Source organism: Pseudomonas sp. GW821-FHT07B01 (genome assembly GCF_059419065.1).
In genome coordinates this window covers 87,708-110,338 of sequence record NZ_JBWKRA010000005.1, presented here as the reverse complement: position 1 = coordinate 110,338, position 22,631 = coordinate 87,708, and the positions used below count along the sequence as shown (strand labels likewise).

Sequence of the window (22,631 nt, the reverse complement as noted above, 5' to 3'; positions counted from 1 at the left end):
TCGGCTGGCGGGCCGCCTTCGCAGGCAAGCCAGCTCCCACAGGTCCACGCTAGCGCAACACCGTGGCCCCCTGGCACGCCTGCCCCGCCTGCTCACAGACCTCCCACCCACCACCCAGCGCCTTATAGATCCCCACCACCGCCAAGCGCTGTTCCGTGCGCGCCGCCGTCAATGCCCGGCGGCTGGTGAAGTCCGCGCGTTCGGCCTCAAGCACATCCAGGTACACGCCCTCGCCTTGCGCAAACCGCTCGCGCGCAAAGCTGGCTGCCTCACGGTTGGCCGCCGCCTCCAACAGCCGCAAGCCCAGAGCGTTGCCGGCCGCACGGTTAGCCTGGAACGCATCATCGGTTTCCTGCAGGGCCCGCAACACGGTCTGGTCATAGGCGATCAACGCGGCTTGGGTACGTGCTTCGCTGGCGGCAATCCGCGCTCGTACGCGCCCGGTGTCCAGCAACGACCAGCGAATCACCGGCGCGATAAAGTTCGACTGCATGCCCGCATCGCCCAGGGCGCTGAGACTTCCGGCCAGTAAACCGATAGAGCCCTGCACCTGGATGTCCGGATACAAGCCAGCGGTTTCCACGCCAATCTGCGCGGTCGCAGCCGCCAGCGTGCGTTCGGCCGTGGCAATATCGGCGCGGCGCGCCAACAAGCCGGCCGGGTCTCCCACCTGCAACGTGCGCAGGTTCAAGGTTTCACGCCCAGGCCGGGCCAGCGGTGGCTTGAACCCCTGGGGCGCTTGCCCCAGCAGCACCGCCAGCGCGTTGGTTGACTTGGCGCGACGTCGCTCCAGGTCAGGCGCTACCGCCTCGACATTGCGCAACAAGGCCTCGGCCCGCAGCCGGTCGAATTCGGTGGCGGCGCCGACGCTGACCATCTGCCCCACCAGGCCCAGGCTGTCGCGCTGACTCTGGCTGATATCCGCGACCACCGCCTGTTCGGCTTCGATCCCTTGTAACTCGAACCAGGTTGCCGCGACCGTCGCCGCGACGCTCGCTTGCACGCTGCGCAGCAATGCCTGACGCGACCCCGCCTGGGCCTGGGCCGCCTCCACCGAGCGACGCACGCGCCCAAACAAGTCGATTTCCCAGGCTGCATCCACCGCCGCGCGGGTGGTTTCAATAGAGCGCTGCTCGCCGAACGGGGTCTCTACCTCGCTACGCTGGCGGTGCTCGTAGCCCAGGGCAGCGCCGCCGCTGGGCAGGAACCCTTGGCGGCTTTCGCGCAACAGCGCCTTGGCTTCGTCCAGGCGTGCGACGGCGATGCCGATGTCGTGGTTGGCAGCCAGTGCCTGTTGGATCAATTGGCTCAATGCCGGCTCGTCGAACACTTGCCACCACTGCACTTCGACCTCGCCCGGACCAAGCCCGGCGATGGGCGCGCCGAAGCTCGTCGCCCGCTGCGCAGCAGGCAGCACCGGCGCGGAGTAATCAGGCCCAACCGAGCCGCAACCGGCCAGCAGGGTCAACGACAACAGAAAAGCTGGATACGCCTGTTTCATGATGCGCTCTCCTTTAGCTGCACCGTCGGACTCGCCCCCTGACGCTGCACGCGCAGCGCCAGGCTGCGCATCACCACATAGAACACGGGCGTCAGGAACAGGCCGAACAGCGTCACGCCCAACATCCCGGCAAACACCGCAACCCCCATGGCATGGCGCATCTCGGCGCCGGCGCCACTGGCAAATACCAGCGGGACTACGCCGGCGATAAACGCCAGGGACGTCATCAGGATCGGGCGCAGGCGCAATTGACAGGCGTGGATCACCGCTTCCAATGGGCTGGCGCCTTCGGCTTCGAGGCTGCGGGCAAACTCGACGATCAGGATGGCGTTCTTCGCCGCCAAGCCCACCAGCACCACCAACCCGATCTGCACGAACACGTTGTTGTCGCCCTCCACCAGCCACACGCCGAGGATTGCGCTGAGCAGGCACATGGGCACGATCAGCAACACCGCCAACGGCAGCAGCCAACTGTTGTACTGCGCGGCAAGGATCAGATAAGCCAGCAGCACACACAGCGGGAAAATAAACAGGGCCGATGAGCCGGCGAGCTTTTGCTGGTAGGTCAGGTCTGTCCATTCATAGGTCACGCCCTCGGGCAGTACCTCCTGGGCCAGGCGCTCCATGAGCGCAACCGCCTGCCCGGAGCTGACCCCTGGCATCGCGCCGCCAGAGATATCCGCCGAGGGATAGCCGTTGTAGTGAATCACCCGGTCAGGCCCGGAGCTCGGCGTGACCGTGACAAACGCTGATAACGGCAGCATGTCCCCGGCGGCATTGCGCACCTGCAGGCGGCCAATGGCTTCGGCCTGCATGCGATGGTCCGCGTCGGCCTGGGCCGTGACTTTGTAGGTGCGGCCAAACCGGTTGAAGTCGTTGACGTACAGCGACCCCAGATAGACCTGCAGCGACTCGAACACATCCGCCAGGCGCACGCCCTGGCTCTTGACCTGGGTGCGGTCGATGTCGACATTCAGTTGCGGCGCATTGACGTCCAGGCTGGTCATCAGTCCGGCCACCTGGCCTGACTCAGTGGCTTTGGTCATCAGTACCTGAGTCTGCTGCACCAGCGCCTCCAGCCCGACGCCGCCACGGTCCTCGACCTGCAGCTTGAAGCCCCCGGTGACCCCGAGCCCCGGTACCGGCGGCGGTGGGAACACCCCGAGGAAGCCGTCGGGGATGCTCGCGAACTTGGCTTGCAGGCGCCCGGCGATGGCGACCGCTGTCATATCCGGCGAGGTGCGTTCTTTGAACGGATCAAGCATCACGAACATCACCGCCGCATTCGGGACGTTGACGAAGCCGTTGACCGACAGCCCCGGGAACGCCACGACGCTCTCGACCCCCGGCTCATCCAGGGCGATTTTCGACATTTGCCGCACCACCGCATCGGTACGCTCCAACGAGGCCGCGTTCGGCAGTTGGGCGATGCCGACCAGGTAGTATTTGTCTTGCATCGGCACGAAGCCGGCCGGTACCGCGTTGAAGCCGAACCAGGTCAACGCGAGCAAACCGCCGTAGGCCAACAGCGCCACGCCGCGACGGCCGACGACCTTGCGCACGGTATTGCCATAGGCTTGTGGCGCTCGCTGAAACGGCCGGCCCAGCACCTCAAGCAGCCGCGTGGCGCGACCACGCAGGCTGCGCGGGTCATGCACCAAGGCCGCATGCCGTGGCCGCAGCAACAGGCCGGCCAGCGCCGGGCTGAGGGTCAACGAGTTGACCGCCGAGAGGATAGTGGAAATCGCGATGGTCAGCGCAAATTGCCGATAGAACTCGCCTTGCAGGCCACTGAGAAACGCGGTGGGAATGAACACGGCCGCCAGCACCGAGGTGATCGCAATGATAGGGCCGGTGACCTCGCCCATCGCCCGTCGCGCAGCCTGCATCGGCTCCTCGCCGTTCTCGATATGCCGCTCGACGTTCTCCACCACCACGATTGCATCGTCGACCACGATGCCAATCGACAGCACCAGGCCAAACAGCGACAAGGTATTGAGGGAAAAGCCCATCAGGTGCATGACCGCAAAGGTGCCAATGATCGACACCGGCACGGCCATCAAAGGAATCAGCGACGCACGCCAGTTGCGCAGGAACACCACCACCACGATCACCACCAGCAGGATCGCTTCCATCAGCGTGATGGCCACCGACTCCAGCGAAGCGCGCACAAACACGGTGGGGTCATAGGCAATCCGCGACACCAGCCCCTCGGGGAAGTTGGTTTGCAGACGCTGCATGGTCTCGCGCACCGACTGCGCCACATCGAGGGCATTGGCCCCTGGGCTCTGGATGATCTGCAAGGCCACCGCCGGCTCGCCGTCCAACAGGCTGCGCAGCGCGTAGGCATCGGCGCCCATCTCGATACGGGCCACATCACGCAGGCGCGTGACCTGGCCGTTATCGCCGGTGCGGATGATGATATCGCCGAACTGCTCTTCGTCCGTCAGGCGCCCGAGGGTATTGACCGTGACTTGGAACGCCGCAGTAGAGTCCGGCGCCTGGCCGACCGAGCCGGCGGCCACTTGCACGTTCTGCTCGCGCACGGCAGCAATCACATCACCGGCGGTCAAGCCACGGGCGGCGATCAGGTCCGGGTCGAGCCACAGGCGCATGCTGTATTCACCCGCGCCCCACACCAGCACATCGTTGATCCCCGGCAGGCGCGACAACTCATCGCGCACCTGCAGGTAGGCATAGTTGGAGATATAGAGCGGATCATAACGTTGGTCGGGGGACAGCAGGTGGACCACCATGAGGATGTCCGGCGAGGTCTTCTGCGTGACCACGCCCAGGCGCTGCACCTCTTCGGGCAAGCGCGGCAAAGCTCGCGAAACACGGTTCTGCACCTGGATCTGCGCCATGTCCGCGTTGGTGCCCTGGGAGAAGGTCGCGGTCAGGATCATGCGGCCATCGGTGGCCGACTGCGAGGTCATGTAAAGCATGCCTTCCACCCCGGTGATCACCTGTTCCAGCGGCGCCGCCACCGTCTCGGCAATTACCTGCGGGTTGGCCCCCGGATACGACGCCGTCACTTGCACCGTGGGCGGCGTGACGGCGGGATATTCGCTCAACGGTAGATGGAAGAAGGCCACGATGCCGCCGATCATCATCAACACCGAGAGGACAATGGCGAAGATCGGTCGGTCAATGAAAAAGCGTGGGAAGTTCATTGCACGCCCCCCACCGCCAGCGGAGCCTCAAGCGGCTTGCCCTCAATACTGGCAGCCAGCGGTGTCACCTGCATGCCGGGGCGCACCAGCCCTTTGACGACAATGCGCTCGCCCGGTTGCAGCCCCTGTTCGATGACCCGCAGGCCGTCGACCACTGGGCCCAGTTCCACCGGGCGGTATTCGGTTTTATCACCTTCACCGACTACCAGCACATAGCGACGGCCCTGGTCGGTGCCGATGGATTGGTCGGCAATCAACACCCGGGGTTGCGCCGCGCCGGTATCCAGCTTGACCTTGGCGAACAGCCCCGGCGTCAAGCGCCCATCCGGGTTCTCCACTACCGCACGCACGCGCACCGTGCCAGTCTTGCGGTCAGCCGAGTTGGCCAGAAAATCCACGCGACCGGCCCGTGCATAGGTGGTGTCGTTGAGCATCGCCACCATGACCTTGGCGGCTTGGTCGCCCTTGGACCCGGCGTGTTGCCGCGTCGCTGCCAACGAATGCAGGTAGGTGCGTTCATCCACATCGAAATACACATGCAAGGGGTCGATGGAAACAATCGTGGTCAGCGCTGTTTCCCCACGGGTGACATAGTTGCCTTCCGTCACCAGGGCGCGGTCGATACGCCCGCTGATAGGTGCGGTGACGCGGGTGTAACTCAGGTCCAGTTGGGCCTTGTCCAGCGCAGCCCTGGCGCCCTCCACCTGCGCTCTGCCGGCGTTCAGCGAAGCAACGGCGGTGTCGAGACGATCACGTGCCACCACCTTCTTGGCATATAACTGCTCGGCACGGCCATGCTCGGCCTGGGCCAGCAACGCATTGGCCTCGGCCTCGCGCAGACGTGCCTTGGCTGCGTTCACTGCCGCCTGGAACATACGCGGATCGATCACAAACAATGGACTGCCCTTGGCCACGAACTGCCCTTCAGGCACGCTGACACTTTGCAGATAGCCACTGACTCGCGGGCGCAATTGAACCTGGTCGATGGCGGTCAACGAACCGGTGTACTCCACAAACGGCGTCACCGCACGCGCCACCACCTGGGCTACCGGCACGCCAGGGGGCTTGGCGGCCGCGGCTGGCGGTGAATTGTCTGAGCATCCGCCGAGCATCAATGCTACGGCCAACGCACCGGTAATGAGGCTTACTGGTTTGGTGTACATCGTTCACCCTCCTTGGAATTTTCAAGACAAACCGACACTTGGGGTTTTTATCCGGCTTGCCATACTGGGAAGGTCAAGCGCTATAAAACCGGGGGGTGTGTTTTTGTCTGGGAAATACTTGGAGGTGAATCAAATGGCGGCCAGCGGGGCTTGGTGGCGCTCGGGGTTACCTGTCGAACGCGGCTGAAGGTGGGAGCTGGCTTGCCTGCGAAGGGATCGACCCGGTTTGGTTGATAGACCGAGGTGCCTGCATCGCAGGCAAGCCAGCTCCCACCTTTGGATTGCGCGGTGTCAGCCAGGTATCTGTGGGCTCAGGCTCAGGTCCAGGCGACTACCAGCAAGCCGGCGCCCAACACCAGGCACAACGGCGAATAGAAGTAGGTGTCCAGACGAGCGAACCTAGACCCGCCGACCTTCTTGAAAAACCCCACCAGCTCCGAATCCCCAATCGCCCGGGCAAACATCAGCACGGCAATCGCGCTGATACCCCACTGCAACGCCCCATGGGACACCGGAGAGAAATACAGCCCGGCGCGCAGACACACGAGCAAGGCAATCGCCACCAGCCCCATCGCCACCAGAAAAGTACCCAGCGCCGACGGTTTGAACGCCGGTCGCGGCCCGCTGGCAAACTCTCCGGGCAGTTGCGGGATAGCGGCCAGGCTGCCGAGCTTGCCACCCGCAGCCCAATACAGATGCACCATGCTGATGAAGGTAAATACCCCGACGATCCACCGCGCAATCACAAAGCTCATGGTCGGTGCTCCACAAAAATGTGCGAATGAGGATAGCCGCCCTGAGTTTTTTTGCAGGCATTTCGTCGGTCGCTGATGATAAAGTGCCGCCCCATGAAACTTGCCCGTGCCGACCGTTCACTCATTGCCTGGATGCTGTACTGCTGCGTCCTGTTCAATGTGTTCGCCTGCAGTATTGGTCATGGGCAAATGGTGGGGATGCAGCTCAACGGCATCAGCGGCCAGTTCTGTACGGTCGACCCACGTACCCAGGCGCCGCTGCCCAGCAACTCGACGGACGAGAACCTGCCAACGCTGTCGAAGGCGTTTGGTTGCCCGCTGTGTTCTACCGGCGGCATGGGCCCGGCGCTCAACTCCCACCTGAATGTAGCGGTCCTGCCGCAACCCCATGCACCGCCTGCTGCGGTGGTGCTTGCCGCTGACATTCCTGCCCGCTTCACCTGGCCTGCGGCTAATCCGCGCGCGCCACCTGCCTTCGCCTGATCCCTGCGCGTTCTGATCTGCACCGCTTCGTTTCCGTAAGGAGTACGGGGAGCAGTGCGTTGTTTTCGAGCCAAGTTTTCAGGATTCAACCATGAAACATTTACCCCTGTTGGCGGGCCTGTTCGGCTGCCTGCCTGTTTGCGCCTCGGCCCTTGAGCTGGCGCCGACCACCATTGACGGCGAGCAAAGTGCCGAGCCTGGGCTGGCCCTGGACCAATCCAGCGGCATGGCCTCGCGCCTGGGCCTGAGCGTGCGGGAAACCCCGGCGTCAGTGGCCATCGCCAACCGCAACGATATCGAGCGCCACGGCGCCAAGACCTTCCGCGATGCGGCCAATACCCTGCCCGGTGTCAACGCCAGCGCCCCGCCCGGTTTTGGCGGCTTTGTCTCGTACCGAGGGTTTACCAGCAGCCAGATCACCCAGATGTTCAACGGCATCAATGTCGCCACGGGCCTGGCGCGGCCGGTGGATGCGTGGATCTATGACCGCGTCGAACTGGTAGGCGGCCCCTCCTCCTTGATTAACGGCGCAGGCTCAGTGGGTGGCTCGCTGAACTACGTGACCAAGCTGGCAAGCCGCGAGGAACAGGCCATCGAAGGCCAGCTGAACTATGGCAGCTACGACACCGCCGGTATGGCGTTCGGCCTCAACCATGCGCTGACCGAACCCGGCACCGAGGTGCAGCACTACGCCCGCCTGGATGTGAGCCGCAACACCAATCACAGCTACATCGACCGCGACCAGCGCGATGCGTGGAGCGTGGCGTTTTCCCTGCTCAGCGACCTCACCCCGAACCTGTCCCACACCCTGGCGCTGGAGTATCAGGACGAGCATGAAGACAGCCCGTATTGGGGCACGCCGGTACTCAACCCCAAGGCCGGTGAGCTGAAGATCGACAAGCACAACCGCTTCAATAACTACAACGTCGCCGACGGCCGTTATGAGCAACGTACGATCTGGGCACGCTCGATCATCGACTACCGGATCAACGACAGCACCACACTGAAAAACACCCTCTATCACCTCGACAGTCAGCGCGACTACCGCAACCTGGAGACCTACCAATACAACGCCGACAACAGCGCGGTGAACCGATCGACGGCCTATCAGGTGCGGCATCAGGGCGAGCAGAACGGCAACCAGTTCGAACTGCGCCATGACACCAGCGTCTTCGGCCTCACCACCACCTGGTCCGGAGGTTTTGAGTACAAGATCAACAGCACCACTAACAGCCCGTTGAACGTGCCAGGCAAAAGTACCGTAGACCTAAACCACTACGACCCAGGGCACTTCTATGATATTCCCGGTACCCGACCAGGTTTCGTCAAGGACAAGACCAACCAGGTGACGACCAAGGCACTGTTCGTGGAAAACCGTCTGGGACTGACGGATAAGCTCTCGCTGCTGACTGGCCTGCGCTATGACGCCATCGATCTGGACGTGACCAACCATCGTACGATCACCGCCACCAACCCGCGACACTTCAAGCGCAGTTGGGAGCCGGTAACGGGCCGGGTGGGCCTGACCTATCAGTTCATCCCCTCCGCCAACGTCTATGTGCAATACAGCACCGCCGTCGAACAGCCCAACACCACTACCCAGGTGTTCGACGTGTCCACCGGCAAGCAATGGGAAATCGGCAGCAAGTTCGATTATCTGGAAGGCCGCGGTTCCGCCACGGTCGCCGCGTACAAGATCGAGCGCAGGGACTTCGCCGTCACCGACCCGTTGGACCCGACCAGCAGCATCCCGGTGGGCGCGCAGTCGTCCAAGGGCATCGAACTGGCCAGTTCGTTGCGCATCACGCCGAGGCTATTGGCCGAAGGCAACTTCGCCTGGGTGGACGCGCAGTACGATGAGTTCAACGAGAAAATCGCCAGCGGCGCCGTGGTGTCGCGCAAGGGCAATACGCCAACCAACGTGCCCAAGCGCGTGGGTAACCTGTGGTTGACCTATGACTTTGCCGAGGATTGGCAAGGCGGGGTGGATGCGCGCTATGTCGCCCAGGTGTATGCAGACAATGCCAACACCCAGACCGTACCGGCCTATACGCTGTTCGGCACCTTCCTGCGCTATAAGGTGGATGCGCATACCTCGGTAACCGGGCGCGTGCGTAACCTGACTAACGAGGTGTATGCCGAGTTTGCCCATGTGTCGCCGGCGTACTATCTGGGATCAGCGAGGACCTTTGAGCTGGCCGTACAGACCAAGTTCTAACGCTGCAACGACCGTTGACTTGAAATGCAATTGAATGTGGGAGCTGGCTTGCCTGCGATAGCGGTGGGTCAGCATAAAAATATGTTGTCTGACACTCAGTCATCGCAGGCAAGCCAGCTCCCACATCTTGATCTTCGCTCGATACAAAGACCGCCGGTTACTGGAGGCTCGCCTCGATCTTCTGCGCCACATCTTCCGTCAACCAGGCCTTCCATACCTGCGGATGTTCCTTGAGAAACGCCTGGGCCACCTCTCGAGGCGGCGTGTGGTGCTCGCTCATCGTCGCCAAGGCTTTGTTAAGCGGCTCGATGGGAAACTCGACCTTCTCGAAGAACTGGGCAATCTGTGGATGTTCCTGCTGGAACGGCGTCGACACGCCAATGCTCAGCTTGGAAGCCAATGAGCGTGTCGGCTTCGGGTTCGGGTTGTCTGCGTCAGTCAGGGTCTTCCACGCATCTGCATCAAATGGCGGTTCTTCCAGCTGGATCAATTTATAGCGCCCCATCAACGGGGTCGGCGACCAGTAATAGAACAGCACGGGCTTGCCCCGGCGAATCGACGAGGCAATCTCCGCATCCAGCGCCGCCCCCGAACCGCTGCGGAAGTTCACATAGCTGTCGTCCAGGCCATAAGCCTTGAGCTTCTGTTTGTTGACCACTTCGGAGGTCCAGCCAATGGGGCTGTTCAGAAAACGCCCCTTGCCCGGAGATTCAGGGTCTTTGAACACGTCCTTGTAGCGCGCCAGGTCCTGTACGCTTTTGAGGTCTGGAGCCAGGGGTTTTAGCCCTTTGGAGGGGTCACCCTTGACCACGTATTCCGGCACCCACCAGCCTTCGGTCGCACCTTTGACGATATCGCCCAGGCCCGCCACCTTGCCTTCGGCTTCAGCCTTGACCCACACCGGGCTGCGGCCTGCCCATTCCTCGCCGATCACCTGGATGTCATTCTTGGCCAGGGCGGTTTCCAGGGTAATGGTGGTACCAGGCAAGGTGTCGGTGGGCAGGTCATAGCCCTTCTCGACGATAAAACGCAGTACTTCAGTGATCAGGCTGCCGCTTTCCCAGTTCAGGTCGGCAAAATGCACCGGTGCCTGGGCAGCCGATACCGGCAATGACAGACTCAGGGTCGTCAGGCCCGCCGCCAGCAGTGACTTCAATCCTTTCATGCCTGTGCACCTCGCGTTTTCGCAGTCATGGCGAACGGCTTTGCTGCGAATGCGCGAAGCCTCTGAATAGTTAAGTCAACTCAACTGTAGTAGAGGTTCCAAAAGACAAAGATGCACAGCGTATTTATCGCCTACTCGCTGGCCTTGAAGGTCACCAGTTCACCCTTGCGCCATTTGGCGGCTTTGCCAGTCACGGCCTTCAGGGTCTTGGTCAACCCTTCCTGCAATTGCTCATGGGCGGCGAATACCAGCATCACGCTGTGGCCTTCCTTGAACACAATACCCTGGCCTTCGTTCGACGACACAAAGGCATAGTCGCCGAGGCCGTAGACGGTCAACTTGATATCGCGAAACCTCAATTCGAACTTGCCACCTTCGCGGCTGGGCAATACCGCTGCGCGAAAATGGTCACCTACTTTGAGTTCCAGACGTGGCTTGTCATCCACGACCAGCGCCGTTTCGGTATCGATTTCGGCGATATAAATACCTTCCGGCGTCTGTTCAGTGACGTAGACAAACCGAGATTGAAACTGCTTGACCAACTTTGCGCGCAAATCACCCAGCACGAATAACGCGTGCATATCCAGATTACTGACTGCCAAGGAAACGCCCCCACATCAAAAAAGTACTGGCCGCCAAAGCGAACAGCACAAAAAATGGCCGTTACGACACGATACAGAGTCATTAAAAAACTGAAGAGAACTCGTAAGGCTAGTACAAACCTCAACGGCGGACCTCATGGGAAGTCAACCGCGATACAGCAAATCACAGGTTCAACGACCCGAGAATACGGGTCTGCCGACTTCAGAGAATAACCCAATTAAAAATGCAGTTTTCCGACACCCCAACACAAAAAAACATCTGGGCATGGAACCAGTCACGAACTACCGACGACAATACTAGAACAGCAACCAGGGTGAAAACCACCCGAAACAACGCAGACAAGCTAACCGGATCGATCGACAGGAGCTGAGCATGCAACGACGTCAACACGACGCTACGTCTTTCCACACTCGTTCACCATGTCCTGACGAACAGCAATACTACTGCCTGCTGAACCTGAATGGGTACTCCAATTCGGTGCTTTACCAAGTTGTACCCGCAGGAAAGAACTTTTTTCATATTCTTGAAGTGCCCAGCGGCAAGATCAAGGGGTTTCGCAGCGATCACATCAAAGCCTGCGAACTGGCCAAGTCCCTTGAAGCCAAGCTATACGCCTCAGGCGGCGGAATCGTTTCGTCGCCTGGATGACTTTACCGCGCCACTGCCCCTCAACAACTGCCATACTGGCCTGTCCATGGAAGTTTGCCCCCCGCGGGTCAGGTTTCATCAACGCAGTTACCTTGAAGGGAAAGCCATACGTGACGGAATTTGATATTGGCGAATTTATTATCCACGGCGATGCGAGGGAAGTAGACGGTGAGTTTCAAGCGGTCATCATCATGCGAGCCAAACCACCGCTGAACAAGGTCACCGCGCACCAGGTGGAGAAAGACCGCTGGTTCAAAACCGCCGACGCAGCGGCCGTGGCTGGCAAAGAGGCGGCCAAGGCACTGAAAACTGCCGTGGATTGCGGCGCGCTCAATACCTGACAATCCGATAGAACTCTGGCGTGCCCTGCCCCTCACATGCATGACGATAAGCCCGCATGGAGAACGCTATGGACACCACCACCCCAACCCTTGAAACCCTGTTCGAACAACTGGGGCTGGATTCCAGCCAGGAAGCCATCGAACGTTTTACCGCCGAACATCGACTGCCCGATGATGTAAAACTCATCGACGCGCCATTCTGGAGCGAACAGCAGGCGAACTTCCTCAGGGAACAATTGCAGGTCGACGCAGAATGGGCTCCCGCAGTGGATGACCTCAATGCGCTGCTGCATGAGCCTCCCCGCGCTTGATCAATGCAGGCTGTCTGACGCTTCCCTGCGCAATAGCGCTTGCCAGGCAGCCTGGCATTCCTGCGCCTCGTCCCGGCTGGCGAATGCAGTGCCGCGCTGCTCACCGTTGAGCAACACCACCCAGCAGGCTCGCTGGCCCAGGGCTCGCAGGGTTTGGGGTACGCCACTGCCGATCATTACGGCCACATCGACTTTGTTTTGCATGGAGCTTCTCCGCAGCATTAGTTAGCTGGCTAACAATGTTGGCCATGCTACGGCTTTATTCCAGTTGGAAAAAGCTATCCACGGAATAGCTTCATTGCATAAACAGCAACAATGCCGATCCAGGGCGGCCAGCTAGAGAGCCGCCCCCTTCACCGCATCAGGCTTGACGCTGGTGCTTGTCGATCTGCTCGTGGCGCTCTTGCGCTTCGATGCAGTACTTGGTGGTAGGACTGATCAGCAAGCGCTTGAGGCCGATAGGCTCGCCGCTGTCGTCACACCAGCCAAAGGAATCTTCCTTGATGCGTTCCAGAGCACGCTCAAGTTGCGGCAGCATGCGCTGGTCGCGGTCAATGGCGTTTACCAGCCAGGTGCGCTCTTCTTCGACAGAAGCCGCGTCAGCCGGGTCGGCCGGGGTATCCAGGCTCTCAATGGCGATACGGTTCTGCTCAATGCGCTCGTGGTGCTCCACCTTCATGTCTTGCAGCAACTTCTCGAAAAAAGCGTGCTGTTCGGCATTCATGTAGTCATCCGCCGGCATGGCCAGCAACTTTTCCTTTGTCATTGATTTCTCTATAAAAAATACGTGCATTAAGGCGAATTAGGGAGCGTTCCGGCCGACCTGTGCAGGTCTCGGAAGGGCGCCATCCATTCCAAGCGCCACCCGGCACTCAATTTACGAGGGGCGGCAGTCTAAGGCCGACTTGAGGGCGCAGCAACTGAAAAGACAGGCATTTTTTCCCGATCAACCCCCAAAAGCACCAGGACGGGCTTGGCGAACGGTCATCGGAGTGCGTTTATAGCAAGAAATTCAGTGTTGTGGAGCTATATAGGAGACAAACGGTTGAAAGTGCCTGATCCCCTGTAGGCGCGAGCTTGCTGTGGCGAGGGAGCTTGCTCCCGCCGACTGCGCAGCAGTCTCCGGCTTTTATTGGGAGTGCTTCGCCCCACGCAAGCTCGCTCCTACAAGGGCAGGTACTCAGCGCTTGAGCTTGCGCTTGTTGCGGTATTGATCGATCACCACCGCCACCACGATGATCAGGCCCTTGATGATGTCCTGGATATACGCATCCACCCCGACAAAGGTAAACCCGCTGGCCATGACGCCGAGGATCAGCGCGCCGATCACCGTGCCGGTGATGCGCCCTACTCCACCGGCCAGGCTGGTACCGCCGATCACTGCGGCGGCAATCGCGTCCAGCTCGTAAGACATGCCCATGCCGGCCTGCCCCGTCGCTGCACGTGCCGAGGCCACCACGCCGGCCAGGCCCGCCAAGAGACCGGCGATGCTATAGACGATGATCAGGTGACGCTTGACGTTGATCCCCGAAGTGCGCGCCGCTTGCATGTTGCCGCCGATGGCATAGGTGTACTTGCCATACTTGGTGTAACGCAGGGCAATGTGGAAGATCACCGCCACCACCAGGAAGATAATCACCGGCATCGCGCCATGGCCGATCGCCGTGTAGGAGTCCGAGAGCATGCTCACCGGCTGACCTTCGGTGTAATAGCGCGCCAGGCCACGGGCCGAGACCATCATGCCCAGGGTTGCGATAAACGGCGGAATGCCGGTGACCGCAATAATGCTCCCGTTGATCGCGCCCGCTAAAAGCCCCACGCCCAAACCCATCGCCACCGGGATCCACACCGGCAAGTCGGTGAGGGACGGAAACACCGCCCGGGAAAAGTCGGAGGTCTGCGCCAGGCTGGCGGCGATCATCGCTGACAAGGCCAGCACCGAGCCGGACGACAAGTCGATGCCCGTGGTGATAATCACCTGGGTCACACCGATGGCCAGCAGGCCGATGATCGACACCTGCAGAATCATCAGCACCAGGCGCTGGGAGTTCATCAGAAAGCTCTGGTCGCGCACGATCCAGCCAAACAGTTCAAACACCAGGCCGATACCGATCAGCACCAGGAAGATACTCAGCTCGGTGGGCATGCGTCGACGGTTCTTGACCGGTGCGGTTGCCGGCTTGTTGTCTGTTATTGCGTTCATAACCCATCACCTTCTTATTCTGTAGATCAGTGGACTGCGGTCATCCCGGAAGCCAACTGCATGACTTTTTCCTGGGTCGCCTCGGCGCGATCCAGGGTGCCCATCAGTTCACCTTCGTGCATTACCATCACCCGGTCGCTCATGCCGAGCACTTCGGGCAGTTCGGAAGAAATCATGATCACCGCCATGCCCTCGCTGGCGAGGAAGGCGATCAAGCGATAGATCTCAGCCTTGGCGCCCACATCGATACCACGCGTCGGCTCATCGAGGATCAGCAAGCGTGGGTTGGTCATCAGCCAGCGCGCCAGCAAGGCCTTTTGCTGGTTGCCACCGGACAAGGTGTCGATGCATTGCTCCAGGGACGGGGTTTTCACCCGCAGTTTCTTGCACATGTCTTCACACAGGGCACGCAAGGCTTTCTGCTGGATAAAACCGTTGCCCGAATAGTGCGGCAGCACCGCCATCTCCATGTTCTCCAGCACTGACAGGCACGGGAACAGGCCGCTGAGCTTGCGGTCCTCGGTCAACAGCGCAAAGCCTTTTTCGATGGCCATATGCGGGTCGGTAATGCGCACCGCCTTGCCGTCCAGGGTGATTTGCCCGCTGGAGCTTGGGGTGATGCCAAAAATGGTTTCCGCCACATTGGTGCGCCCGGAGCCCATCAGCCCGGCGATACCGAGGATCTCCCCGGCGTGCAGGTCGAACGATACGTCCTTGAACACGCCGTCCAGGCTCAGGTCGCGCACCGACAGCAGCAGCTCGCCAATAGGCGTTTCGCGCACCGGAAACAGCTGGCTCAGTTCACGCCCGACCATCATCGAGATGAGGCTGTCGCTGTTCATGCTGTCGGCCCGTTGCAAGCCGATGTATTGGCCGTCGCGGAACACCGCCACTTCATCGGCGATGGCGAACACTTCGTTCATCTTGTGGGTGATATAGACGATGCCTTTGCCCTGGGACTTGAGGTCGGCAATGATCGAAAACAGGTGGGCCACTTCCTTGTCGGTAATGGCCGAGGTGGGTTCATCCATGATCAGGATGTCGGAGTCGTAGGACACTGCCTTGGCAATCTCGACCATCTGCCGTTCGGCAATGCTCAGGTTGCCGACCTGTTCTTCGGGGTCGAGGTTGATGCGCAGGCGCGCCAGCAACTCGGCGGTGCAGCGGTGCATTTCGCGGTGGTTGACCATGTGCAGGCTATTGAGCTGTTCGCGGCCGATCCAGATGTTCTCGGCGATGCTCATATGGGGCATCAGGTTGAGCTCCTGGTGGATCATCGCGATCCCGGCCTTTTGCGCGGCCAGCGGCGTTTCAAAGGTGATCGGCTTGCCACGCAGGCGAATTTCGCCGGCGTCGGGCTGGTAGATGCCGGCGATGATCTTCATCAGCGTCGACTTGCCCGCACCGTTCTCGCCCATCAACGCCAGCACCGTGCCGGGGCGCACCCGCAGCTGCACATCGTCCAGGGCCACGACACCGGGAAAGCCTTTGCTGATGTTGAGGATTTCCAGCAGGTAGGGTTCGTCCAGCGCCAGCGCCGGGTGGGCGGCGGGCTGAGACGTGGCGGCTTGAGCAAGCATAGGGAGGTACTCCATCTGCAGGGCGGCCGTGACCGCCCTGCCAGCTTTTGTTGTTATGTCGGGGCTACTTGAAGTCTTTGACGTTGTCCGGGGTGATCAACTGGAACGGGATCACCACGTTCTGCTCGACCGGCTCCTTCTTGGCCATCTTGCGCGCTGCCTCTACCGAACCTACCGCCTGGCCCTTGGCGTCCTGGAAGGCCGACACGGTCATGTCGCCCTTGGTGATCGCGTTCAAGCCATCGGGCGTGCCGTCCACACCGGCAATCAATACGCTGCCTTTTTCCTTGCCGGCCGATCTCAGGGCCATGGATGCACCGATCGCCATCTCATCGTTGTTGGCCAGCACCGCATTGAACTCCCGGCCCTGGGTCAGCCAGTCGTTGACCAGGGTCATGCCCCTATCACGCAACCAAATGCCGGTTTGCTCCTGCTCGATCTTGATGTCCGGGTACTTGGCCAGCACTTCCTTCACGCCCTTGGTGCGGTTGGTGGTGGAGTTGTTCGCCAGGTCGCCCAAAAGAATCACGATCTTGCCCTTGCCGCCGAGCTTTTCGGCGATGTACTGCATTTGCAGGCGGCCGGCCTCGACGTCATCGGAGGTCACGGCCACCACGTCCTTGGGCAGGTCTTTCTGGTCGGGGCGGCGGTTGACGAACACCAGCGGGATACCCGCCTTTGTGGCGGCACTGATGATGTTCTTGGTCGACGCGGTATCGACCGGGTTGACGATAATCGCGTCGACCTTCTGGCTGATGAAGTTCTCGACCTGGCTTAACTGCTTGACCACATCGGCGCGGGCATCTTCGAACTGCAGTTGCACGCCATCGCCTTTTGGATAGGACTTGGCTTGCTTGTCCATGTCCTCGCGCAGGTAAGTGAGGAAGGTGTCATCGAACGCGGACATCGTCACGCCCACCTTGAGGTCAGCGGCGCCGGCAACGCCACTGGCCAGCAGCATGGACAGGGCCAGGGCGGTAAAACGGATCGGGGTCTTCATGAACGGTCTGTCTCCACTTTCTTGTTGGTTTTTTTCGACGTTGCGTTGATCAGGACTCGGCTGTCAGTCGCACCACCGGCGCGCCAGGAATGCAGCACACCAGTGCGCCCTGGTTTTCGACGCACAGCACATTCAGGAAGGAGAAGTAGAACGGCCGGGCGCGGGGCAGTCCGCGTGGCGCTTGGAGGGGGCGTAAAACTCGCAGTACAGCGTTGAAGATTTTCATCTGACGGTACCTGGTTGTTTTTGATCTTGTTTTTGTTGAGTCGCCCGTAGGTTCCGGGACGTACTTTATGCAACCTGGAAAAGACTGTATTAGAAAATAATTTCCATATCAACTTGTTTTAGAATTTTATTCTATTTTTGTCGAGACCACCTGCTGGCGCTCAGCGCTCAAACGTGCGGCATCCAATATACGGGTGGTTTCCAGGGCGTCATAGGCGTTGACCGGCAGCGGCTCCTGCCCCACCACGGCCGCTTGCAACTGCCGATAGAATTGGGGCCAGCAGCCCTTCTCCGACGGCACCCGCTCACGCTCCGACCCTTGTTCGAACCAGCCCCAGCGTCGGTGCTCCTCAGCGCCCCAGTGGTCACCTTCGGTTTTCGGCGACTTGCCGGCCAGCAGCGCTTCTTCTTGGCCGTCCAGGCCGTCGATGGTGTAGCAACCCAGGCTGCCACTGACGCGAAATCGCGGCGCCTGGCTGTTCTGCAACGCGTTGCCCCACAGGTGCGATATCACGCCGTTGGCATGAGTGAGGGAGACAAAGAAGCCGTGGTCCACGGTGGGATGTTCTGGTGTGTAGTGCAATTGGGCGAACACCCGCTCCACCGGTCCGAACAGTTGCAACGCCTGGTCTACCAGATGGCTGCCCAGGTCGCGCAGCCATCCTCCACCGCTGGCATTGCCCACAGCTTGCGGGCTGTAGCGCTCCACGCGGGATTCAAAGCGGGTGATGGTGCCCAAGGCGCCAGCGTCGATCAGTTTGCGCAGGGTCAGGTAATCCGAATCCCAGCGCCGATTCTGATAAACACTGAGCAACGAGCCCTGACGCTCGGCAGCGGTAATCAGGGCCTGGGCTTGTTCGGCGTTGGCGGCAAAGGGCTTGTCGCTGACCACCGCTACCCCGTGCTCGATGGCTTCCAGCACCAGGGCCGGGCGACCTTTGAGGGTGGTGGAAATCACCAGGGCATCGACGCCGGCTTCGACGATCTGGCCGATGGAGTCGAAGGCTTTGACACCTGGAAGATCAGTACTCAATTGCTGGCGACGTTCGGGTGAACGCGTCACCACGCCGACAAAGGTGGCGCCAGGCAGGGTGGCGATCAGCGGCGCATGAAAAAAGCGCCCACCGTGGCCGTAACCCACTAGTCCGATTCGCATGCTCAACTCCAGAATTGATTTGGGAACCCAAGCAACTGTGGGAGCTGGCTTGCCTGCGATAGCAGTGTGTCAGGCACTGAATCTGCCACTGATAGACCGCTATCGCAGGCAAGCCAGCTCCCACAGTGTTAACCACATTTCTTCAGTGAGTTAGCCGTAGAAGTGTGGGCGATCCGGCAGGCTGACTTTCACAATCTGCCCACTGCCCTGGGCTTCAATACACGCATCCGCCGCCACCGCCGCCGCAAACCCATCCCAGGCCGACGGCCCGCCGACCTGCCCGGCCAGCACGCTGTCGATAAATGCCTGCAACTCCACGTCATAAGCACCGATAAACCTATCCTTCCAATCCATCAGGATCGCGTTGGACAGCTTCGCGTCGCTGCGCAGTTGCACCTGAGATGGCTCCGGCAACTTGGCGATACCGCTCTCCCCCACCACCTCACACTGGATGTCGTAGCCGTATTGGCAGTTCACAAACACTTCCACGTCGATACGCGTGCCTTTTGCAGTTTCCAGCAGCACGATCTGTGGGTCGCGCAGGTGCGCCAGCGCCTTGCTGGTCTTGCGCGGGAACACCACCTGCACGGACACGTAGTCGTCGTTGAGCAGCCAACGCAGCACGTCCAGCTCATGGATCAGGGTGTCGGTGATCGCCATGCCGGTGTTGTAGTTCTCGCCCACCGTGGGGTTACGGTGCGCGCAGTGCAGCATTAACGGCTCGCCAATCTGGCCACTGTCGATCACCGCCTTGAGGGCGCGGTAGCCTTGATCATAAGGGCGCATGAAGCCCACCTGGACCAGACGCTTACCGTGTGCTACTTCGGCCTCGACAATGTTGCGGCAGCCCTCGGCCGTCACCGCCAGCGGTTTTTCACAGAACACCGGTTTGCCGGCGGCGATGGCGGCCAGTACGAACTCTTCGTGGCTGGGGCCCCACGAGGTCACGAGGATCGCTTCGACCTCCGGCGAATTGATCAACGCATGGCCGTCCGGGTACACCTCGGCGTCCAGCTTTAAATCCGCCACCACCTGGGCCGCCTGCTCAAGGTTGATGTCGGTGACGGCCACCACCTGGCTGTTGAGCAAGGCCTGGCTGCAACGACGAATATGGTCCCGGCCAATGGCGCCCGTACCAATCACTCCAAGTTTCAAAGACATGCAAACACTCCTCTTGTTGTTAGTACTGCCGGGCCTTGGCCAGGTGTTCATTGAGTTTTTTTGCCGCTGCATTCGTGCGTTCACTGGTGGACACTTGCGCCACACCCACCCGCCACCACGACAGGTAGCCGTGGATCATGGTCTTGGGCAGCACCTTGATATCGATCAGCGTGGAGACGCTTTGCGTGCGGGCATCCGCCAACGCCGCTTCCAACTGTTCCAGCGTGCTGACCTTGTAGGTCTTGCAACCGTAGGCCGCTGCGCTCATGGCGAAGTCCACTGGCACCAGGCCACCGTCGAGCTTGCCGCTCTCGGGGTTGCGGTAGCGGAACTCGGTGCCGAAGCTGTCCATGCCATTGCCAATCTGCAGGTTGTTGATGCAACCGAACGCCATGTTGTCCAACAGCACCACGTTGATCTTGCGGCGCTCCTGGATCGAGGTGGCCAGCTCCGAGTGCAGCATCATGTAGGAGCCATCGCCGACCAGGGCGTACACCTCCTTGCTCGGCTCGGCCAGCTTCACGCCCAGGGCGGCATTGATCTCGTAGCCCATGCATGAATAGCCATACTCGACGTGGTAGGTGTTGACGCCCTTGCTGCGCCAGGCACGCTGCAAATCGCCGGGCAGGCTGCCAGCGGCGGCCACGATGATTGCGTCATCGGCCAGGCGTGCATTGAGCACGCCGAGCACAGCGCTCTGGGTCAGGCACGAACCGGTCAGCTCGATGAATTCCCGCAGCACGGCACGGTCCAGGTGGTCGTCGACTTCGGGGACAAACTCATCGCCCTGGTAGTGCACCTGATGCACGCGGTCCACTTCAGCGTCGAGTTGCGCCTTGGCGTCGGCGATCTGCTCGCCCCAGCCCGAACGGTAATCGCCCAGGGCATCGGCCAGTGCTTCAAGGGCGACTTTTGCATCGGCCAGCACTTGCACGCCGTCCAGCTTCAACGCATCGCAGGGGCTTATATTGAGGTTGAGAAACTTCACCTCGGGGTGCTTGAACAGCGATTTTGAGGAGGTGGTGAAGTCGGTATAACGAGTGCCGATGCCAATAATCAGGTCGGCCTCAGGCGCCAGCAAGTTAGCCGCCAGGCAGCCGGTTTCGCCGATGCCGCCGACGTTCAGCGGATGACTGGACACCACAGCGCTCTTGCCCGCCTGGGTTTCCGCGAAAGGAATATCGAAACGCTCGGCGAAGGCTTGCAGTGCCTGGTTGGCGCCGGAGTATTTGACCCCGCCGCCGCAAATGATCAGCGGCTTGCGCTTGCCGCGAAACGCAGCCAGCGCATCGCCGATCATGGCGCTGGTGGCCGGGCGTCGGTCGATGCGGTGCACGCGTTTTTGCAGGAAATAGTCGGGGTAGTCCCAGGCTTCGGCTTGTACATCCTGGGGCAAGGCCAGGGTCACCGTGCCGGTTTCAGCCGGGTCGGTCAGCACGCGCATGGCATGGATCGCCGCGGTCATCAGTTGCTCCGGGCGGTTGATGCGGTCCCAGTATTTGCTCACGGAGCGGAAGGCGTCGTTGGTGCTGATGCTCAGGTCGTGGAACTGCTCGATCTGCTGCAACACCGGGTCGGGCTGACGGCTGGCATAGACATCGCCGGGCAACAACAGCAACGGGATGCGGTTGGCGGTGGCGGTGGCTGCGGCGGTGAGCATATTGGCCGCGCCCGGCCCGACCGAGGCCGTGCACGCATAGATCTGGCGGCGCAGGTGCTGCTTGGCGAACCCGATGGCTGCGTGGGCCATGCCTTGCTCATTGCGGCCCTGATGCACCACCAAGTCGCCGCTGTCCTGCTCCAGGGCCTGACCGAGGCCCAACACATTGCCATGCCCGAAAATAGTGAAGACCCCGGCGACAAACTTGCTCTGTACGCCGTCGACTTCGATGTATTGGTTGTCCAGGAACTTCACCAGGGCCTGGGCCATGGTCAATCTTGTTGTGGTCATCACTTGCACCTTGTGTGACTGCAATTGAAGTGTTCAACACCGATCCACTGTGGGAGCTGGCTTGCCTACGATAGCGGTCTATCAGTTGCATATGTATTGCCTGACAAACTGCTATCGCAGGCAAGCCAGCTCCCACATTTTTGATCGCGTTATGGCAAGGGCTTTTGCAAATACGCCATGCTGCTGCCCAACGCCTGCTGGATATCCGCCAACCCGTGCACGCTTTCGGCAAACGGTTCGAACGACAGATAGCCGCTGTAGCCAGTGCTGAGCAAGGTGTCGATCTGCGCCGCATTCCCGAGGATATCGTCCTCGCCCACCAGCACGCGGTGACCGTCGCGGATCGAGTCGAGCGGCGCCTCGCGGTCTTCCACCCCGGAGATGTGCACCAGCCCGGTCAGCTCCGGGAAGAACTCATGCTCGCCGGCCAGGTGATGATGAAAGGTGTCGTGCACCACACGAAACACATCCAGGCCACCGATGGCCTTGATGGCATCCACTGCCACGCGCTTGCGGCGCAGGGCGGATACGGTGAAGCCCAGGGGCTCGATGAAACCCAGAATCCCGTACTCGCGCAGGATCAACGCCAGCTCGCTCAACGCCGTGCGCAAACCGGCGGCGCGCTGCGCGTCGTTGCGCGTATCACCAGGCTGATTGAACGGGCACATCACCAGGCCCTGGGCCCCGCACTCACGGGCGTAGGTGGCCAGTTCGATTGCCTGGGCACGGCGTTCGTCGTTCCACACATCAAAGGGGTACAGCGCGTTGATCGACAACACCTTGATGCCCTGCGCGGCGCACAACTCACGCACGCGGCTGGCGGACATGCCGTATTCGATCTCGCGGTTCTTGAGGTCGTTGCGGATCTCGATGGCATCGCACTGAAGGGCTTTGGCCAACTGGATAAAATCCGCCAGGGGCAAATCAGGCGCGACCATACGGTTAAGGGCAAAACGTAGCGGCGACTTCATTGTTGTTCTCCGTCCAAAACCGT

The 22,631-nt window shown here is 60.8% G+C and carries 21 protein-coding genes; 5 read left to right on the top strand and 16 right to left on the bottom strand.

Features of this window, described 5'->3' with window-relative positions; translation table 11 throughout:
- Nucleotides 1-49: 49 nt before the first annotated feature.
- The 4 genes from AC07S6_RS07815 to AC07S6_RS07800 form a co-directional block, all read right to left on the bottom strand.
- Complete coding sequence (locus AC07S6_RS07815; protein WP_495112017.1) at nucleotides 50-1,501, bottom strand: efflux transporter outer membrane subunit; 1,452 nt, start codon at nucleotides 1,499-1,501, stop codon at nucleotides 50-52.
- Nucleotides 1,498-4,674: an efflux RND transporter permease subunit gene (locus AC07S6_RS07810; RefSeq protein ID WP_495112016.1), complete on the bottom strand. Its 3,177-nt coding sequence runs from the start codon at nucleotides 4,672-4,674 to the stop codon at nucleotides 1,498-1,500. Before AC07S6_RS07810 ends, AC07S6_RS07815 begins: the two co-directional genes overlap by 4 nt.
- Nucleotides 4,671-5,837 (bottom strand): efflux RND transporter periplasmic adaptor subunit, encoded by a 1,167-nt coding sequence (locus tag AC07S6_RS07805; RefSeq protein ID WP_495112015.1) that lies wholly within the window; start codon nucleotides 5,835-5,837, stop codon nucleotides 4,671-4,673. Before AC07S6_RS07805 ends, AC07S6_RS07810 begins: the two co-directional genes overlap by 4 nt.
- Nucleotides 5,838-6,154: 317 nt before the next feature.
- Entirely contained in the window at nucleotides 6,155-6,592 is a 438-nt protein-coding gene (locus AC07S6_RS07800; protein WP_014718756.1) for a DUF3995 domain-containing protein, read from the bottom strand.
- A gap of 93 nt (nucleotides 6,593-6,685) precedes the next feature.
- Between AC07S6_RS07800 and AC07S6_RS07795 the strand changes: the two genes are divergently transcribed.
- Entirely contained in the window at nucleotides 6,686-7,075 is a 390-nt protein-coding gene (locus AC07S6_RS07795) for a DUF2946 domain-containing protein (RefSeq protein WP_044274076.1), read from the top strand.
- A gap of 91 nt (nucleotides 7,076-7,166) precedes the next feature.
- Nucleotides 7,167-9,293, top strand: coding sequence for a TonB-dependent receptor (locus AC07S6_RS07790; RefSeq protein ID WP_495112014.1), 2,127 nt, complete (start codon nucleotides 7,167-7,169; stop codon nucleotides 9,291-9,293).
- 157 nt (nucleotides 9,294-9,450) lie between these two features.
- Here the strand turns inward: AC07S6_RS07790 and AC07S6_RS07785 are convergent, their stop codons facing one another.
- Entirely contained in the window at nucleotides 9,451-10,458 is a 1,008-nt protein-coding gene (locus AC07S6_RS07785) for an ABC transporter substrate-binding protein (protein WP_060767672.1), read from the bottom strand.
- A gap of 131 nt (nucleotides 10,459-10,589) precedes the next feature.
- Nucleotides 10,590-11,039 carry a hypothetical protein gene (locus AC07S6_RS07780; RefSeq protein WP_052199932.1) on the bottom strand — a complete coding sequence of 150 codons (450 nt, stop codon included), beginning with the start codon at nucleotides 11,037-11,039 and terminating at the stop codon, nucleotides 10,590-10,592.
- A 394-nt stretch (nucleotides 11,040-11,433) separates the two neighbouring features.
- Here AC07S6_RS07780 and AC07S6_RS07775 point away from each other — a divergent pair, with 394 nt between their 5' ends.
- The 3 genes from AC07S6_RS07775 to AC07S6_RS07765 all read left to right on the top strand — a co-directional run bounded on the left by AC07S6_RS07775 (nucleotide 11,434) and on the right by AC07S6_RS07765 (nucleotide 12,361).
- On the top strand, nucleotides 11,434-11,709 hold the full coding sequence (locus AC07S6_RS07775; protein WP_032872432.1) for a phospholipase A2 family protein: 276 nt from the start codon (nucleotides 11,434-11,436) through the stop codon (nucleotides 11,707-11,709).
- 110 nt (nucleotides 11,710-11,819) lie between these two features.
- Nucleotides 11,820-12,050, top strand: a complete 231-nt coding sequence (locus AC07S6_RS07770; protein ID WP_034125688.1) for a hypothetical protein — start codon at nucleotides 11,820-11,822, stop codon at nucleotides 12,048-12,050.
- Between the two features lie 68 nt (nucleotides 12,051-12,118).
- Nucleotides 12,119-12,361, top strand: a complete 243-nt coding sequence (locus AC07S6_RS07765) for a DUF2789 domain-containing protein (RefSeq protein WP_034125689.1) — start codon at nucleotides 12,119-12,121, stop codon at nucleotides 12,359-12,361.
- On the opposite strand, the gene AC07S6_RS07760 is transcribed toward AC07S6_RS07765, so the two are convergent.
- The 10 genes from AC07S6_RS07760 to AC07S6_RS07715 all read right to left on the bottom strand — a co-directional run bounded on the left by AC07S6_RS07760 (nucleotide 12,362) and on the right by AC07S6_RS07715 (nucleotide 22,608).
- Entirely contained in the window at nucleotides 12,362-12,565 is a 204-nt protein-coding gene (locus AC07S6_RS07760; RefSeq protein ID WP_034125690.1) for a hypothetical protein, read from the bottom strand.
- A 157-nt stretch (nucleotides 12,566-12,722) separates the two neighbouring features.
- Nucleotides 12,723-13,127, bottom strand: a complete 405-nt coding sequence (locus AC07S6_RS07755) for a TraR/DksA family transcriptional regulator (RefSeq protein WP_003191666.1) — start codon at nucleotides 13,125-13,127, stop codon at nucleotides 12,723-12,725.
- A 414-nt stretch (nucleotides 13,128-13,541) separates the two neighbouring features.
- On the bottom strand, nucleotides 13,542-14,564 hold the full coding sequence (locus tag AC07S6_RS07750; protein WP_003191668.1) for an ABC transporter permease: 1,023 nt from the start codon (nucleotides 14,562-14,564) through the stop codon (nucleotides 13,542-13,544).
- A 26-nt stretch (nucleotides 14,565-14,590) separates the two neighbouring features.
- Nucleotides 14,591-16,144, bottom strand: coding sequence for a sugar ABC transporter ATP-binding protein (locus tag AC07S6_RS07745; protein ID WP_034125691.1), 1,554 nt, complete (start codon nucleotides 16,142-16,144; stop codon nucleotides 14,591-14,593).
- A 64-nt stretch (nucleotides 16,145-16,208) separates the two neighbouring features.
- The gene (locus AC07S6_RS07740) at nucleotides 16,209-17,144 is read right to left on the bottom strand and encodes a sugar ABC transporter substrate-binding protein (protein WP_197883295.1); all 936 of its coding nucleotides are present in this window, start codon (nucleotides 17,142-17,144) and stop codon (nucleotides 16,209-16,211) included.
- Between the two features lie 49 nt (nucleotides 17,145-17,193).
- On the bottom strand, nucleotides 17,194-17,370 hold the full coding sequence (locus AC07S6_RS07735) for a hypothetical protein (RefSeq protein ID WP_003191673.1): 177 nt from the start codon (nucleotides 17,368-17,370) through the stop codon (nucleotides 17,194-17,196).
- Between the two features lie 126 nt (nucleotides 17,371-17,496).
- Nucleotides 17,497-18,525, bottom strand: a complete 1,029-nt coding sequence (locus AC07S6_RS07730) for a Gfo/Idh/MocA family protein (protein ID WP_495112013.1) — start codon at nucleotides 18,523-18,525, stop codon at nucleotides 17,497-17,499.
- A 150-nt stretch (nucleotides 18,526-18,675) separates the two neighbouring features.
- On the bottom strand, nucleotides 18,676-19,686 hold the full coding sequence (gene iolG, locus AC07S6_RS07725) for a bifunctional inositol 2-dehydrogenase/D-chiro-inositol 1-dehydrogenase (protein ID WP_019817191.1): 1,011 nt from the start codon (nucleotides 19,684-19,686) through the stop codon (nucleotides 18,676-18,678).
- Nucleotides 19,687-19,705: 19 nt separating this feature from the next.
- The gene (gene iolD / locus AC07S6_RS07720) at nucleotides 19,706-21,637 is read right to left on the bottom strand and encodes a 3D-(3,5/4)-trihydroxycyclohexane-1,2-dione acylhydrolase (decyclizing) (RefSeq protein WP_495112012.1); all 1,932 of its coding nucleotides are present in this window, start codon (nucleotides 21,635-21,637) and stop codon (nucleotides 19,706-19,708) included.
- A gap of 149 nt (nucleotides 21,638-21,786) precedes the next feature.
- Nucleotides 21,787-22,608, bottom strand: a complete 822-nt coding sequence (locus tag AC07S6_RS07715; protein WP_073454308.1) for a TIM barrel protein — start codon at nucleotides 22,606-22,608, stop codon at nucleotides 21,787-21,789.
- Nucleotides 22,609-22,631 lie beyond the last annotated feature (23 nt).